Annotated in this window: 16 protein-coding genes; 8 read left to right on the plus strand and 8 right to left on the minus strand. The window is 65.3% G+C overall.

All coding sequences use genetic code 11. The annotated features are described in order from the left end of the window. The first annotated feature begins 13 nt into the window (after window positions 1-13). Window positions 14-475, plus strand: a complete 462-nt coding sequence (locus I6F33_RS13435; protein ID WP_225142828.1) for a host attachment protein — start codon at window positions 14-16, stop codon at window positions 473-475. Window positions 476-499: 24 nt separating this feature from the next. Here the strand turns inward: I6F33_RS13435 and I6F33_RS13440 are convergent, their stop codons facing one another. After that, complete coding sequence (locus tag I6F33_RS13440) at window positions 500-763, minus strand: hypothetical protein (protein WP_225113203.1); 264 nt, start codon at window positions 761-763, stop codon at window positions 500-502. A 298-nt stretch (window positions 764-1,061) separates the two neighbouring features. Between I6F33_RS13440 and I6F33_RS13445 the strand changes: the two genes are divergently transcribed. Both I6F33_RS13445 and I6F33_RS13450 read left to right on the plus strand, forming a co-directional pair. Next, complete coding sequence (locus I6F33_RS13445; protein ID WP_036011182.1) at window positions 1,062-1,508, plus strand: hypothetical protein; 447 nt, start codon at window positions 1,062-1,064, stop codon at window positions 1,506-1,508. A gap of 99 nt (window positions 1,509-1,607) precedes the next feature. Then, the gene (locus tag I6F33_RS13450; protein WP_225142830.1) at window positions 1,608-2,480 is read left to right on the plus strand and encodes a DMT family transporter; all 873 of its coding nucleotides are present in this window, start codon (window positions 1,608-1,610) and stop codon (window positions 2,478-2,480) included. 114 nt (window positions 2,481-2,594) lie between these two features. Here I6F33_RS13450 and I6F33_RS13455 read toward each other — a convergent pair whose 3' ends face one another. Next, window positions 2,595-2,879 carry a histone gene (locus I6F33_RS13455; RefSeq protein WP_225142832.1) on the minus strand — a complete coding sequence of 95 codons (285 nt, stop codon included), beginning with the start codon at window positions 2,877-2,879 and terminating at the stop codon, window positions 2,595-2,597. 66 nt (window positions 2,880-2,945) lie between these two features. Next, the gene (locus I6F33_RS13460) at window positions 2,946-4,337 is read right to left on the minus strand and encodes a deoxyribodipyrimidine photo-lyase (RefSeq protein ID WP_249789890.1); all 1,392 of its coding nucleotides are present in this window, start codon (window positions 4,335-4,337) and stop codon (window positions 2,946-2,948) included. A gap of 158 nt (window positions 4,338-4,495) precedes the next feature. Between I6F33_RS13460 and I6F33_RS13465 the strand changes: the two genes are divergently transcribed. Continuing rightward, entirely contained in the window at window positions 4,496-6,226 is a 1,731-nt protein-coding gene (locus tag I6F33_RS13465; RefSeq protein WP_057029674.1) for a methyl-accepting chemotaxis protein, read from the plus strand. Between the two features lie 122 nt (window positions 6,227-6,348). Here the strand turns inward: I6F33_RS13465 and I6F33_RS13470 are convergent, their stop codons facing one another. Further along, window positions 6,349-7,008, minus strand: a complete 660-nt coding sequence (locus I6F33_RS13470) for a peroxiredoxin (protein ID WP_036011192.1) — start codon at window positions 7,006-7,008, stop codon at window positions 6,349-6,351. Window positions 7,009-7,401: 393 nt separating this feature from the next. Between I6F33_RS13470 and I6F33_RS13475 the strand changes: the two genes are divergently transcribed. Next, window positions 7,402-7,974, plus strand: a complete 573-nt coding sequence (locus tag I6F33_RS13475) for a hypothetical protein (RefSeq protein WP_036011195.1) — start codon at window positions 7,402-7,404, stop codon at window positions 7,972-7,974. A gap of 828 nt (window positions 7,975-8,802) precedes the next feature. Here the strand turns inward: I6F33_RS13475 and I6F33_RS13480 are convergent. Beyond that, window positions 8,803-9,123, minus strand: coding sequence for a response regulator transcription factor (locus tag I6F33_RS13480; protein ID WP_036029207.1), 321 nt, complete (start codon window positions 9,121-9,123; stop codon window positions 8,803-8,805). Between the two features lie 42 nt (window positions 9,124-9,165). Further along, on the minus strand, window positions 9,166-9,417 hold the full coding sequence (locus I6F33_RS13485; protein ID WP_225142834.1) for an ABC transporter permease: 252 nt from the start codon (window positions 9,415-9,417) through the stop codon (window positions 9,166-9,168). On the opposite strand from I6F33_RS13485, the gene I6F33_RS13490 reads away from it, so the two are divergent. Together I6F33_RS13490 and I6F33_RS13495 are read left to right on the plus strand one after the other, a co-directional pair. Continuing rightward, on the plus strand, window positions 9,407-9,628 hold the full coding sequence (locus I6F33_RS13490; RefSeq protein ID WP_346657204.1) for a hypothetical protein: 222 nt from the start codon (window positions 9,407-9,409) through the stop codon (window positions 9,626-9,628). The genes I6F33_RS13485 and I6F33_RS13490 overlap by 11 nt on opposite strands. Window positions 9,629-9,802: 174 nt before the next feature. Further along, complete coding sequence (locus I6F33_RS13495; protein ID WP_225142838.1) at window positions 9,803-10,252, plus strand: hypothetical protein; 450 nt, start codon at window positions 9,803-9,805, stop codon at window positions 10,250-10,252. Between the two features lies 1 nt (window position 10,253). Here the strand turns inward: I6F33_RS13495 and I6F33_RS13500 are convergent, their stop codons facing one another. Next, window positions 10,254-11,096 (minus strand): GNAT family N-acetyltransferase, encoded by an 843-nt coding sequence (locus I6F33_RS13500; protein WP_225142840.1) that lies wholly within the window; start codon window positions 11,094-11,096, stop codon window positions 10,254-10,256. A gap of 116 nt (window positions 11,097-11,212) precedes the next feature. On the opposite strand from I6F33_RS13500, the gene I6F33_RS13505 reads away from it, so the two are divergent. Next, complete coding sequence (locus I6F33_RS13505) at window positions 11,213-11,917, plus strand: SDR family oxidoreductase (RefSeq protein ID WP_225142842.1); 705 nt, start codon at window positions 11,213-11,215, stop codon at window positions 11,915-11,917. A gap of 9 nt (window positions 11,918-11,926) precedes the next feature. On the opposite strand, the gene I6F33_RS13510 is transcribed toward I6F33_RS13505, so the two are convergent. Further along, window positions 11,927-12,982, minus strand: a complete 1,056-nt coding sequence (locus I6F33_RS13510) for a serine hydrolase (protein ID WP_225142894.1) — start codon at window positions 12,980-12,982, stop codon at window positions 11,927-11,929. Between the last annotated feature and the right edge of the window lie 90 nt (window positions 12,983-13,072).

Consider the following 13,072-nt stretch of genomic DNA (forward strand, 5'->3'; position numbering starts at 1 on the left):
AGGAGAAGTTGCGATGGACAAGATGAGAATGGACAAGGGTGACTGGCTGGTCGTGTGCGACGGGCGCAAGGCGCTCATTCTGGAAAACCTCGGCGACGAGATGTTTCCGAACCTCCACACCAGGGAGGTGCACGAGCAGCCCAATCCCGCGACCGCCGCTCAGGGGGCCGACGCGCCGGGCCGGTTACATGGCGCGGTCGGCAGCGCACGCAGCTCGGTCGAGCAGACTGATTGGCACGACGAGGCCGAGCGCGCCTTTCTGCGGAGCCTGGCCGGCCGGCTCGATGCCGCCGTCAGCTCCGGTGAGACGACGGCCCTGACCATGGTGGCCTCGCCACGTGCGCTCGGCATGATCCGCGCCGACTATTCGGACGGGCTGCGCAAGGCGCTTCAGGGGGAGGTCGGCAAGGACCTCGTCAAGCTGCCGGTCTACGAGATCGAGAAGCAGTTGCTGCTGTCGGGCGCCCCCAAATAGAGGAGCCGCAGCGGCCGCGGCGCCTCAGTAGCAGGGGTGCCGCCGGCCGTCCTGACCAATATAAGCGGCCGCGCTGCGGTAGCAGTGGTTGGTCGCCGGGCCGTCATAGTAGGCGAAGGTGCCGGGGGTGATACCCGGGCCGTAATTGTGCAGGTAGCTGATCGGGTAGGGCAGCGGGCTCGCGTAGGAGCGGTGGTACCGGTGGCGGCCGTTCGCCTCCGCGAGGGCGGGGGCCAGGACCGCAGCCGTCAAGGCCGCAACCGCGGCGACACGCGTCAACTTGCTCATCTCGATTCTCCGGAACCCGCTCGAATGGGTCAGCCTGTTATAGCAATTTCGAGCGGCCAAGCATCGCTCCGGAGGCCAGAAATCAAGGCCAATCCCGCAGATTTCCGGGTGGGTGTGACAGAATTGCCGGACATGCGGCCAAAGCTGCCCATTTTTGGCCTTTTCGGGATGCTTAACGAATTCCCCACACAAGTATGACCAAAGACTATTCGGTTAAGAATTCTGCCGCCGGCCCGGGGGGCATTTGCCGGCCCCTCGAGTCCGGTACATTCCTGAAGGCCTTCGCCGTCATCTCGCCATGCGCATCACGCTTCCGAGTCTGCTGTTGCTCTGCCTCGCCGCCGCCACGCCCGCGCGCGCCGAGCTGCACATCACGCGCGACCACGGCGGCTATGTCGAGGAGTACAAGGCCAAGTACAAGCGGGTGCGTGAAAAGGGCGAGCGGGTCATCATCGACGGCATCTGCAATTCGGCCTGCACGCTCGTGCTCGGCATCGTGCCGATGAACAAGATCTGCGTGACGCCGCGCGCGAGCCTCGGCTTCCACCAGGCCTATTACGACAAGGCGTTCACCTTCGGCATCAAGGTCACCAGCGCTGAGGGTACCTCCGATCTCATGTCCTACTACCCCGACACGGTGAAGGACTGGATTCGCCGCAATGGCGGGCTCACCACGGACATGAAGAAGATCAAGAACGGGGTCGAGCTCTGGAAGATCGTCAATCCCTGCCCGGACGAATGGTGAGCGGCTGAGACGGACCGCGATCCTCCGTCGCAGCGCAGCATATCGTCACCACGAAATTCGCATTGCCGCATGGCCGAGGGTCGGGCAATGAGGGCGGTAATGAACCATAATCAAGAAACCCTGGCCGCCCGCGCCGCGCCGATCCTGTTCGTGCTGCTCTGGAGCACCGGATTCATTGGGACCAAATACGTCGTCAACAATGCCGATCCCCTGACCTATCTCGCCATCCGCATGGCGATCGTGGTCGGGCTGATGGCAATCATCGCAGGAATCGCCCGGCCGAAATGGCCTGATAGGGCCGGCATCGCGCACAGCGCGGTCGCCGGCATCCTCGTCCACGGCTTCTATCTCGGCGGCACCGCGATCGCGATCGCGCATTCGATTCCGGCCGGCCTTTCCGCGCTGATTCCGGGCCTGCAGCCGATCCTGACCTCGACCATCGCCAACCGTTGGCTCGGTGAGAAGGTGACGCCGCTACAATGGGCCGGGCTCGTGCTCGGCCTCGGTGGGGTGGTGCTGATCCTGCACAACCGTCCGATGACCGGCGAAGCCGGGCTCGGCTGGCTCGCCTCGGTGGTCTCGCTGGTCAGCATCACGCTCGGCACGCTCTATCAGCGCCGCTATTGCAATCACATCGACTGGCGCGCCGGCAATCTCGTGCAGTACGTGGCGGTCACCATCTTCTTCGCGGTCGGCGCCTTCCTGTTCGAGGATCGCGTGGTGCACTGGACGCGGGAGTTTGTGCTTGCGCTCGCCTGGCTCGCGGTCGCGCTCTCGATCGGATCGATCGGGCTGTTGTACTGGCTGATCCGCCACGCCGCGGCGACCTCGGTCGCGAGCCTGTTCTATTTGGTTCCGGCCGTCACGGCCCTGATGGCCTATCTGCTGTTCGGAGAAAAGCTGGATGCGATTGCCATTGCTGGCATGGCGCTCTGCGCCGCGGCGGTCTTTGTGGTCAATTGGCGGTCCTGACGGCACGCAGTTCGGCTCGCCGGAAACGCGGAAGTGCTTCAACGCAGCAAGCGGCGAGGATAGATGCGGGCTGTCTCCGGGCGCGCCCGCACCCGGAGACGTCTTCCGGTGCGATCAGCGCTTGGCCTTCTTCTTCGACTTGCCGGCTTTCTTGGTCGCCTTTTTCGCAGATTTTTTCGCGGCCTTCTTGGACGACTTCTTTGCGGTCTTCTTCGTCGTCTTCTTCGCAGCCTTCTTGGCTTTCTTCTTGGCCGCCTTCTTCGGCGCTACTTTCTTCGCGACCTTCTTGGCGGCTTTCTTCACCTGCTTGACTGCGGTGACTGCCGCGTCCTTGGTCGTTTCCACGGCAGTGGTGATCGTCTCCATCGCCTGTTCGGTGATCGGCTTCTCGTCGTCCATATCGTCCCCCGCGGTTTGCATGGAGCGATGACGATAGCGGGTTTCGAAATCGTGTCAAAGCGACGCTCAACCTTTGCGGATCTTTGCGTAGGCGGCGAGCGCGCGTTCGCGTGCCCTGGCATGATCGACGATCGGCCGCGGATAGGTCTTGCCGATCGTGATGCCCGCGCTCGCAAGCTCGATCGGCGTTGCCTGCCAGGGCCGGTGGATCAGCTTGGCGGGCAGGGCCTTCAGCTCCGGAACCCAGCGTCGAACATAGGCTCCATCAGGATCGAACTTCTCGCCCTGGAGCTGCGGATTGAACACGCGGAAATAGGGCGCAGCGTCCGCGCCGCAGCCGGCGACCCATTGCCAGTTGGCAGGATTGCTGCCGGCGTCCGCGTCGACCAGCGTGTCCCAGAACCAGGCCTCCCCCTCGCGCCAGTCGATCAGGAGGTGCTTGACCAGGAAGGAGGCCACCACCATCCGCACCCGGTTGTGCATCACGCCGGTGTGCCAGAGCTCGCGCAGGCCGGCATCGACGATGGGATATCCGGTGCGCCCGCGCTGCCAGGCGGTGAGCGCTTCTTTGTCGGGCTGCCAAGGGAAGCCATCGAAGTTCGTCTGCAGGTTTTGGGTGGCGAGCTGGGGATGATCGTGGAGCAGGTGGCGGCAGAATTCGCGCCAGCCGAGCTCGCTCAGGAATTTATCCACACCCTGCCCGAGTGCTGGATCTTCCGCCGCGGCAAACCGGGCGGCGTGCCAGAACTGACGCGGGCTGAGCTCGCCGAAGCGCAGATGCGGCGACAGCCGTGAGGTGCCCTCTCGGTCCGGACGGTCGCGGTCGCCGAGATACTTTCGAACATTGTGCTCGAGGAAGTCGCGCAGGCGCAGATGGGCGGACGCGGCACCGGGGGTCCATGCCTCGCGCAGGCCGCCCGCCCAATCGGGCGTGGTAGGCTCGAGCGTCCAGCTCTCCAGTCGATCGCTTGCGATGCTCGGTGCAGGGCGCAGCTCCTTCGGCGCGGGCAGGGGCTTTGGCGGGTCGCCGAGCGAAAGTACGCGGCGCCAGAACGGGGTGAACACGCGCAGACCCCGGCCGTCCTTGGTGCGTATCGCCGCGGGCGGGACCAGCAGGTCGCCGGGAAAGCTCTGCGCGTGCATGCCCAGCTTTGTCAGGGCCGCTTGGAGCTGTCGCTCAACCGCCTGATGCGGCGCCTGCGTGATCTCGTTCCAGTAGACGGCGCGGGCACCGCTCTGTCGCACCACCTCAGGGATCACCTTGGCCGCCGGTCCTCTGCGCAGGACGAGCGAGCCGCCGCGCGCGGCGATCTCGGCTCCGAGCGCCCGCAGCGACTGCGCCAGCCACCAGCGTGCCGCGCCGCCCGGCGCTCGCCCCGCCGCCTCGTCCAGTACGTAGAGGCAAAGCACCGGCGCTCCGGACTTGGCGGCGGCGTGGAGGGCGGGGTGGTCGGACAGGCGGAGATCGTCGCGAAACCAGACGATGACGGGCGGGGTCAGGGAAGGCCTCGTTTACCAATTGGAAACCGTACGGCGTGCGGCGGTGGGAACCCGTCGTTAATGCGGCTGTAAGTCAATTGCACCAATATGCAGGAATTACGGGGGTCATTCCATCCATGTCCAATCTTCTAACGGCGAAGTTCCTGCCGCGGTTCAAGCTCGGCACCAAAGCGGTCCTGTGCGCGGTGCTGCTGATCGCAATGAACACGGCGCTCGTGGTCGGCGCCGGCTATTGGTCACTGACATCCGCCTTCAATGACCGCGCCCTGCGCGACATCGAGGTCAATCTGCGCACGCTGGGGCTGGCCTTTGCGGAGACCGTTCCCGAAGCCAAGATCACGATCCGAGACGGCGCGGTGGTCCGCGCCGAGATCCCCAAAATGCCCGACTTCAGGGATCACGCCATCGTCGACCGGGCGGTGTCCTATGTCGGCGGCAACGCGACCCTGTTCGTGTTCGACGCGGCGAGCGGACAGTTCATCCGCCGCTCGACCAACGTGAAAAAGGAAAACGGCGACCGCGCCGTCGGGACCCAGCTGGCCGCCGATCATCCGGGGCAGGCCCCGCTGCGCCGTGGCGAGGCCTATAAGGGGCCGGCCACGCTGTTCGGCAAGACGTTCATGACCGCCTATTTCCCGATCGCCGATGGCACCGGCAAGGTCGCCGGCATTCTCTATGTCGGCATCCCCATGGTGCAGTTCGAGGGCATGCTGTCCCAGGCGATGGAGAGCATGGCGGCCGCTGCCGGGCTTGCCGCGCTTCTGGTGCTGGTCCTGACCCTGCTGGTCGTCCGGCGCATCACCCGGCCCCTGACCTCGGTGACGCATTCGCTCACCGCGCTTGCCAACGGTCAGAGCGACGTCGCGATCGAATGCGAGGACCGTGCCGACGAGATCGGCGAAATCGCCCGCACGGTCGCGGTGTTCAAGAGCAACTCGCAGGAGCGGGCGCGCCTGCGCACTGAGCAGGCAGCGGCAACCGCTGCCGCAGCCGAGCAGCGCAAGGCCGAGCTGCGCAACTTCGTCGAGGGGTTCCGCGGCAGCGTCGGCGGCATTCTCGACAAAGTGCTGGCATCGTCCGGCGAGTTCGAGCGCGCCGCGCGACAACTCACCGACGCCGCGCGCTCCACGGCAGATCTGTCGGCGCAGTCGGCGGGAGCTTCCGAAAGCGCCTCCGAGCATGTGCGTTCGGCGGCGTCCGCTTCCGACGAGCTGTCTCAATCCATCTCCGAGATCACCCGCCGGGTGCAGGAATCGAACGAGATCTCCGCCGAGGCGGTGCGGCAGGCCGAAGCGACGGACCAGCGCATCGCGCAGCTCTCGGAGGCCGGCTCGCGCATCGGCGACGTCGTCAAGCTGATCACCTCGATCGCCGAGCAGACCAATCTGCTGGCGCTGAATGCGACCATCGAGGCTGCACGCGCGGGCGATGCCGGCCGCGGCTTCGCGGTGGTGGCTCAGGAGGTCAAGACGCTCGCCGGCCAGACCGCGAAGGCGACCGACGAAATCTCGAACCAGATCGAGAGCATGCAGCTTGCGACCGAGGAATCGGTCGCAGCCATCAAGGCGATCAGCCAGACCATCGAGCGCATCAGCGGCATCGCAGGCTCGATCTCGGCGGCGGTCGAGCAACAGAAAAGCGCGACGCACAACATCGTGGCCAGCGTGCGCGCCGCGGTGTCAGGCACGGCCGATGTCGCGGTCAATGTCCGTCACGCCGCCAAGGGCGCCAGCGAGACGGGCGAAACGTCGAGCCGCATGTTTGCTTCCGCCCAGGCGCTGTCGGGCGAGAGCCTGCATCTGAAGGCCGAGGTCGAGAGCTTCCTCGACCGCGTGCACGCGGCGTGATTCTGGGTCATCATCCCGGGATGGTCCGAAGGACCAGCCCCGGGATCTCGAGATCTCGGGTTCGATGCTGACGCATCGCCCCGGGATGACTTTTTGGGGCCGCTATCCGCGACCGCCAAAAGTCATCTGGGCTGCGGGACGATGCGGATGTAGGGCTTCGGCTCCTTCCAGCCCTGCGGATAGATCGTCTTGGCCTCGTCGTTGGAGACCGAGCCCGCGATGATGACGTCGTCGCCCTGCGACCAGTCGGCCGGGGTGGCGACGCGATGCTTGGCGGTGAGCTGGAGCGAGTCGATGACGCGCAGGATCTCCTGGAAGTTCCGGCCCGTCGTCATCGGATAGACCAGCACCAGCTTGATCTTCTTGTCCGGGCCGATGATGAAGACGTTGCGGACGGTTTGGTTGTCGGCCGGCGTGCGGGTGAGGGGATCGCCAGAGGTCGAGGCTGGCAGCATGCCGTAGAGCTTGGAGACGTTGAAATCGGTGTCGCCGATCATCGGGTAGTTCGGCGCGGCGCCTTGGGTCTCCATGATGTCTTCCGACCATTTGGCATGACGGTCGACCGGATCGACCGAGAGGCCCATCAGCTTGACCCCGCGCTTGTCGAATTCCGGCTTCAGCTTGGCGAGGGCGCCGAGTTCGGTGGTGCAAACCGGCGTGAAATCCTTCGGGTGTGAGAACAAGAGGGCCCAGCTGTTGCCGATCCAGTCGTGGAATTTGATCTTCCCTTCGGTGGTTTCGGCTTCGAAGTCAGGGGCGGTGGCGCCGATCGGAAGTGTCATGATCTTACCTCATCTCATTGAATCTAATCGAGAATTCGTCTCCGGCCGTCACATCCATTATAAGGGCTTCGCCGGCCTAAGTGAACGCCAACTGAACCGGCTCAAGTAAAATGTGAATTCCTTCTTTGAAGAGCCGATTTTCTAGCAACTTATTGTTACAGCGGCAGCTGCGGCGAAACAGCTCCACCCGGGGTCACACGGTCTCGCTCGCCCCGATAATGCCTTTTATGACTTTCATCACGCTCGCCCGGCGCGTTCTAGAACCAGATTGGTCCTGATAGCGACCAATTGGCAACCATCTAGAAAAGTCGCGATCCCCGTATCGAATCGTTAACCACCCCTTTACGCCGGCATGGAAATGCTGGTCGATCAGAAGAAGTCTGGAAGTGAACTATGTCCGCCGCTGCGCCTAAGCCCACCGAGCCGTCGTCCCTCGTGCCGTCCTGCCGCGATACTGCAGCTCATGCCCTTTCCGTCGTGCGGGACGGCGTGATCACGGGCGAAGGCCCGACCACCAAGGGACGGGTGCATTTCTCCCGCTCGCTCGACGCCGATGACACCGCCTGGTGCGTGCGCATCCTCACCGCCACCGCCGTCAACGACCAGCCGGTCAGCCGCGCCGAGGCCGAAGTTCTGTTCGAGATCAACGAGGCCGCGACGGAGCGCACCGATGGCGGCCGGTTCGACGACCTGCTTGCCAAGGCGGTCGCCCATTATGCCGCGAGCGCCTCGGGCCTGAAGGTGCCGCCGCGCAGCGTCGCGCTGTCGGCCGACACCGAGATCGAGAGCTGGGCGCCGTCCTATGCCTCCAAGGTCAACAGCGAGATGCTGGAGTGGATCGCCGGCCAGATGCGTGGCAAGCGCCAGAACAACCGTCGCCTGATGGCGATGGTGGCGACCTTCCTCGGCGCCACCGCACTGCCTCTGGCGGGCCAATTGCCGAACGTGTTCGACATCGGGATGTAAGGCAAATGGGCCGCGGTCGCGGCTCGCAGATCGTGTCACGCTCGTGTCCGGGGCGCGAGACTACCGCATTGTGACACCGCTGTCTCAACAGCGTCATTGCGAGCGCAGCGAAGCAATCCAGAATCCCTCCGCGGATACATTTCTGGATTGCTTCGCTGCGCTCGCAATGACGGAGCAAGTTGCGACACCGCGTCTCTCCAATTCGCATGACTCGCAGGCACGCTGCCGCATCCTCGCGGCGCATTTCGCCCGAGCTTTGCCTGTCGTCCGACCCTCAATTGAAAGAGGGCGCAGGGAAGACCGGGTGCCGGCCGGGCACCCACGGTCCACTGTGCGAAAGGTGGCAACGAAGAATTTGCACAGCGGCATACAGGTGAAGCCAAACATCCGGCCTTCCCTGCGCAGTGGCTTTACGGCTTATGTCGTGCTCTCCCCGGGGAGCGATGCACTATTGCCCCCGTCGCCTTGCGGATGGCTGATGCGCTTGCCCGGTTGGGCCGCAACATCACCGCAAGACTTGACGCACAGACCCCGGGCGCCAGGACCACACGATTTTGCCGTACGCCGATGACACCGGTCGTATGCGCGAGGTCTTTGCTCACGGCTCTCCGCCCTGCAAACCCTTTCGCGCCAACGCCATCAGCGTCCACCGCCCCCCGGCCCGCGTTCGTGACGATCGCGATACGCCCCTCTTCCTTGGGCCGGGTTGCGCGACACATAGGCGATTTCCGAATTTCGGTAAAGCGGAATATTTTGGGCCGCGTGCGTTGACCCATAGATTGGATGTTTTGCCCGTCGGGCAACGCAAGGGATGGTGGCTGCAACCATTCAATCCGGCGCGGTCTGCGCCGTCGGTGGATTCGGTGCAAGCGCCTGCGCCGGCTTCGTCGCGGCCGGATAGAGCTCGGTCTTGGCGAGATCGCGCCGGAGCGACGATGGCGCCGCGTGCAGGGCAAAGGCGATCGCGATCTGCGTTCTGTTCTGAAGCCGGTACTTGCGCATGATGTTGCCGATATGCGCCCGCACCGTGTTCTCCGAGATGTTGAGCTCGTAGGCGATGTTCTTGTTCTGCATTCCCCGCGCGATCAGCGTCATCAGCTCCCGTTCGCGCGGCGTCGGTGCGATCAAGTCCTTCGGATCCGAGCTCATGGCTGATGCCTCCCTGGCCTTTGCGAACATCCCGGCATGCTCTCACTCCGTCTTGAGCGCCTCGATCGGGCTCAGCTTGGACGCCTTGTGGGCTGGATAGAAACCAAAGACGAGGCCGGTCGCGATCGAGAAGACGAGAGACAGGCCGATCGCCTGGCCGTCGATCGAGGTGACCCAACCGGCCATGCGGGCGACCGTCATCGAGAGCGTGATGCCGCCGGCGACGCCGATGGCGCCGCCGAGCAGGCAGAGGACGAGCGCTTCGGAGAGAAACTGCAGACGGATGTCGCGCATTCGCCCACCGAGCGCCCCGGGCGACGGTCACACCACAATGGTCCAGGACGAGAACGGCACGTCGGTGATCACGCAGAGCGGCGATCGGCAGAAGGAGCCCGGGCGCACGACGGTCACTCGCCGCAGCGGCGGCAACACCGCGATCGTGACACAGGGCAGCGCAAGCCCGCAGGACATGCTCGACTGGTTGCGCAAGCTGCAGGGCCGCTGACGCACGAAGCCATTGAAATGAGAGAGGAATTCCGGGCGTTCTGCCGCACCTTGTTCCCGGTTATTCGCGTGCCTTAACCAATAATTAATTATACGTTTGCGGGTGGGCGACAGCCCGGCCTAGCCTCCTTTCGGGGAGCCGCTATCGCGAAGCCAAACGAGTGTGGTGCGTATCATGATTGCCAGATCATATGGGGCGTTGTTCGCCTCGCTCAGCGCAGCTGCGCTGCTGTTCAGCTCCAGTGACAGCCTTGCCGGACCCGCCGGCGCCACTGCGTCAGGCGTCGCAACTGCCGCCGCGCCGCCGGCTGCGGCACGTCCGCCGATCGGGCCGGGCGCAAGGTTCCACCGCCGCAGCGCTCCCTGGGTCTATTGGCCGGGCGGCGGCAGCTACTTCTACGACGGCGCCGGCTACAGCCAGCCCTTCGCCGATGTGAACCAGTCGCTCTCCGCCGATGTGCGCTACACCTACACCTATGATGTGCCCTGGGACTGGACGCATCGCTATCCGCCGAACGTCGTGCCGTCCAATCGGCCCTACGTGCCGAGCTGCCCGACGGAGCAGGTGACGGTGCCCGGCCGTGGCGGCAGCGAGCACACCGTCAACATCATGCGCTGCTACTGAGTTAACCCAACTCGAAGCTGGTGACGCCGAAGACGCGGTCGAGCCGCAGCGGCGGGATCTGCCCCGTATACATCCGCGCCGTCTCGAACACCGGCTCGAGGCCGAGCTCCTCGGCGAGCGCGATGGCGACGGGATTGACGGCGGGGACGTCGAGGAAGACCTCGCCGGCGCCCGCGCTTCCGAGCAGCGCCTGCACGACTTGATCCGCGGCGGCGCGATCGTCGGCGACGAGCGGGCCGATCTTGTAGCCCGTCCGGCAGGGCCGGATCACACCCCATGCAGCGAGCCTGCCCTCGCGCAGCAACGCGCGGCCGACGTGGCCTCGTGTGTTGATCCAGGCGCGCAGGAAGGCGCTGCGCGCGGCGGGGAATACACGGGCGTCATCGGCGTCCACCAGCGCAAACGGGAGCTTGTCGAGCGCAACGACATCGGCGGGCGGCTTCACCGATCCCGCAACGGTGCCGCCATAGCGGATATTGGCGTAAGCGAGCTGGAAACCCGACTTCTTGTAATTCTCCTGCTGCGCCACGACGCCGTCGAGGCCGATCACGCGCGCGCCTGCATGCGCAATCGCGGCATTCCAGATGCGCAGGCCATGGCCCGCGCCGCGAAAGCGCTCGCGCACGATGTAGAACCCCAGGAAGGCGAAGTGGTCGTCGTAATTGACGCAGGAGACGGTCGCGACCGGCTCGCCGTCGATCTCGCCGACGAAGAAGCCTCGGGCATCGGGGATCGCGAAGCAGGCGGCATCCGCCAGCCCCGGATTCCAGCCCTCCGCCGCGGCCCAGTCAACGGCGAGGGCGATTTCGTCGGGACGCAAATTGCGGATCTGCAAATCACTCATTTCAAGCCACTCATGATGGATGCCTTCGGCCATGGACCTGCCGACGGGTCTGGCTGTAGAAGGCCTCATGATAGGCCGAGCCTGCGGCTCGCCTCAACTGAAGGGATCATCGGATCATGGCAGTAGAGAAGGTTGCGCTCGTCACCGCCGGCGGCAGCGGCATGGGGGCGGGGGCTGCGCGGCGGCTGGCGGCAGACGGGTTTCGCGTCGCGATCCTGTCGTCCTCGGGCAAGGGCGAGGCGCTGGCGGCCGAGCTCGGCGGGCTCGGCGTTACCGGCTCAAACCAGTCGAACGACGACCTGAAGCGCCTCGTCGAGGCTGCGATGGCGAAGTGGGGACGGATCGACGTGCTCGTCAACAGCGCCGGGCACGGGCCGCGTGCCCCTATCACCGAGATCACCGACGAGCAGTGGCACACCGGCCTCGACACTTATCTCTTGAACGTGATCCGTCCGACCCGGCTGGTGACGCCGCTGATGCGGGCGCAGAAGGGCGGCGCCATCATCAACATCTCGACCGCCTGGGCGTTCGAGCCCAGCGCGATGTTCCCGACCTCGGCCGTGTTCCGCGCAGGGCTCGCCGCCTTCACCAAGATCTTCACCGACACTTACGCGGCCGACAATGTCCGCATGAACAACGTGCTGCCGGGCTGGATCGACAGCCTGCCGCAACAGGACGCGCGGCGCGATAGCGTGCCGATGAAGCGCTACGGCAAGGTCGAAGAGGTCGCGGCGACAATCTCGTTCCTGGCCTCCGACGGCGCCGCCTACATCACCGGCCAGAACATCCGCGTCGACGGCGGGCTGATGCGCTCGGTCTGAGCGGCGGCCTCAATGTGAGGCGATGAGCCGCGCCAGCTCCGGCAGGATCTTGTAGCGGGCGATCTCGTGCGGATACTCGCCGCGATTGGCCAGCAGGACGATGCCGATCCGCCGCGCCGGCACCAGGCCGATATAGCCGGAGGCGTTGTTGAGTCCGCCCGGCTTGTCGACGATGGTGACGCCTGGAAGGCGCACGGTCTCCCAGGCCAGGCCCTGTCCGAATCTTTCGTCGACGCGGAAGGCCTCGCGCTGCGTCAGCCGCAACGCCTCGCGCAAATGCGGGTCGATCGCGCGGCCGTCGACGCAGGCGGCCGCGAAGGCGGCAAGGTCGCGGGCGGAGGCGAACATCTGGCCCGTGCCGGGAAAATCGAAGTAGCTCTGCTGGTTGCCGATCGGCCCGATCGCCATGCCCTGGTCGGAATAGCCCTGGACCACGCGCTGCATCGCCGCCGCGTCCATGACGGCGCGATGGTCCGGACCGCGCTCGGGGAGGAAGGTGGAGCCCATGGCGAGGGGGCGGAGAATGCGGTGCTGGATCAGCGCATGGATCGGCTTGCCGTAGCAACGCTCGAGCACGAGCTGAAGCAGCACATAGCCGGCATGGGTGTAGACGCGTTGCCGGCCAGGTGCGATGCCGGGTGCCGGCGTGAAGGCGTTCAGCAGGGCGATGAACTGCTCGCGCGTAAACTCTTCGTTCGGCCAGGGCGGATGGTCGGTCGGCAGCAGCAGGCCCGACGTGTGCGTCGCCAACTGGCCCACAGTGACGTTGCGGATGTAGTTGCCGCTCAGCTCGGGCAGGTATTTCGGCAGACGATCGTCGAGCCGCAGCTCGCCGCGCAGCACGCCGAGCGCCACGAGCGTGGCCTCGAACGGCTTTCGCAACGAGGCGAGGTTGAACAGCGTGTCGGGCGTCACCTTCCGTCCGGTCGCATCGTCGGCGAACCCGTAGCTGAAGAACTCGACATGGCGGCCGGCATAGAGCGCTGCGGCGAGGCCGCCCGCATGGTCCGCCGTCGCGGTCGGCGCCAGCGCGCCGGCGACGATGTCGCGCATTTGCGCAATCATGTCGGAATCGGCCGAGGCGCGGCGCTGGCAAAGCGCCATCGCCATCGCAATGGACGCGGCCTGGGCGAAGACTCGCCGGGTGATCGGGGA

Origin of the sequence: Bradyrhizobium sp. BRP20 (assembly GCF_020194215.1) — a bacterium.
GTDB classification, from domain to species: Bacteria; Pseudomonadota; Alphaproteobacteria; order Rhizobiales; family Xanthobacteraceae; genus Bradyrhizobium; species Bradyrhizobium yuanmingense.

Excerpts from the sequence above, each read along its gene's own strand:
- I6F33_RS13470 (WP_036011192.1), bottom strand. The coding sequence starts at position 7,008 with ATGACACTTCCGATCGGCGCCACCGCCCCTGACTTCGAAGCCGAAACC.
- I6F33_RS13445 (WP_036011182.1), top strand. The coding sequence starts at position 1,062 with ATGCGCATCACGCTTCCGAGTCTGCTGTTGCTCTGCCTCGCCGCCGCC.
- I6F33_RS13500 (WP_225142840.1), bottom strand. The coding sequence starts at position 11,096 with ATGAGTGATTTGCAGATCCGCAATTTGCGTCCCGACGAAATCGCCCTC.
- I6F33_RS13480 (WP_036029207.1), bottom strand. The coding sequence starts at position 9,123 with ATGAGCTCGGATCCGAAGGACTTGATCGCACCGACGCCGCGCGAACGG.
- I6F33_RS13505 (WP_225142842.1), top strand. The coding sequence starts at position 11,213 with ATGGCAGTAGAGAAGGTTGCGCTCGTCACCGCCGGCGGCAGCGGCATG.
- I6F33_RS13490 (WP_346657204.1), top strand. The coding sequence starts at position 9,407 with ATGTCGCGCATTCGCCCACCGAGCGCCCCGGGCGACGGTCACACCACA.
- I6F33_RS13455 (WP_225142832.1), bottom strand. The coding sequence starts at position 2,879 with ATGGACGACGAGAAGCCGATCACCGAACAGGCGATGGAGACGATCACC.
- I6F33_RS13450 (WP_225142830.1), top strand. The coding sequence starts at position 1,608 with ATGAACCATAATCAAGAAACCCTGGCCGCCCGCGCCGCGCCGATCCTG.
- I6F33_RS13465 (WP_057029674.1), top strand. The coding sequence starts at position 4,496 with ATGTCCAATCTTCTAACGGCGAAGTTCCTGCCGCGGTTCAAGCTCGGC.
- I6F33_RS13495 (WP_225142838.1), top strand. The coding sequence starts at position 9,803 with ATGATTGCCAGATCATATGGGGCGTTGTTCGCCTCGCTCAGCGCAGCT.
- I6F33_RS13485 (WP_225142834.1), bottom strand. The coding sequence starts at position 9,417 with ATGCGCGACATCCGTCTGCAGTTTCTCTCCGAAGCGCTCGTCCTCTGC.
- I6F33_RS13440 (WP_225113203.1), bottom strand. The coding sequence starts at position 763 with ATGAGCAAGTTGACGCGTGTCGCCGCGGTTGCGGCCTTGACGGCTGCG.
- I6F33_RS13475 (WP_036011195.1), top strand. The coding sequence starts at position 7,402 with ATGTCCGCCGCTGCGCCTAAGCCCACCGAGCCGTCGTCCCTCGTGCCG.
- I6F33_RS13435 (WP_225142828.1), top strand. The coding sequence starts at position 14 with ATGGACAAGATGAGAATGGACAAGGGTGACTGGCTGGTCGTGTGCGAC.
- I6F33_RS13510 (WP_225142894.1), bottom strand. The coding sequence starts at position 12,982 with ATGATTGCGCAAATGCGCGACATCGTCGCCGGCGCGCTGGCGCCGACC.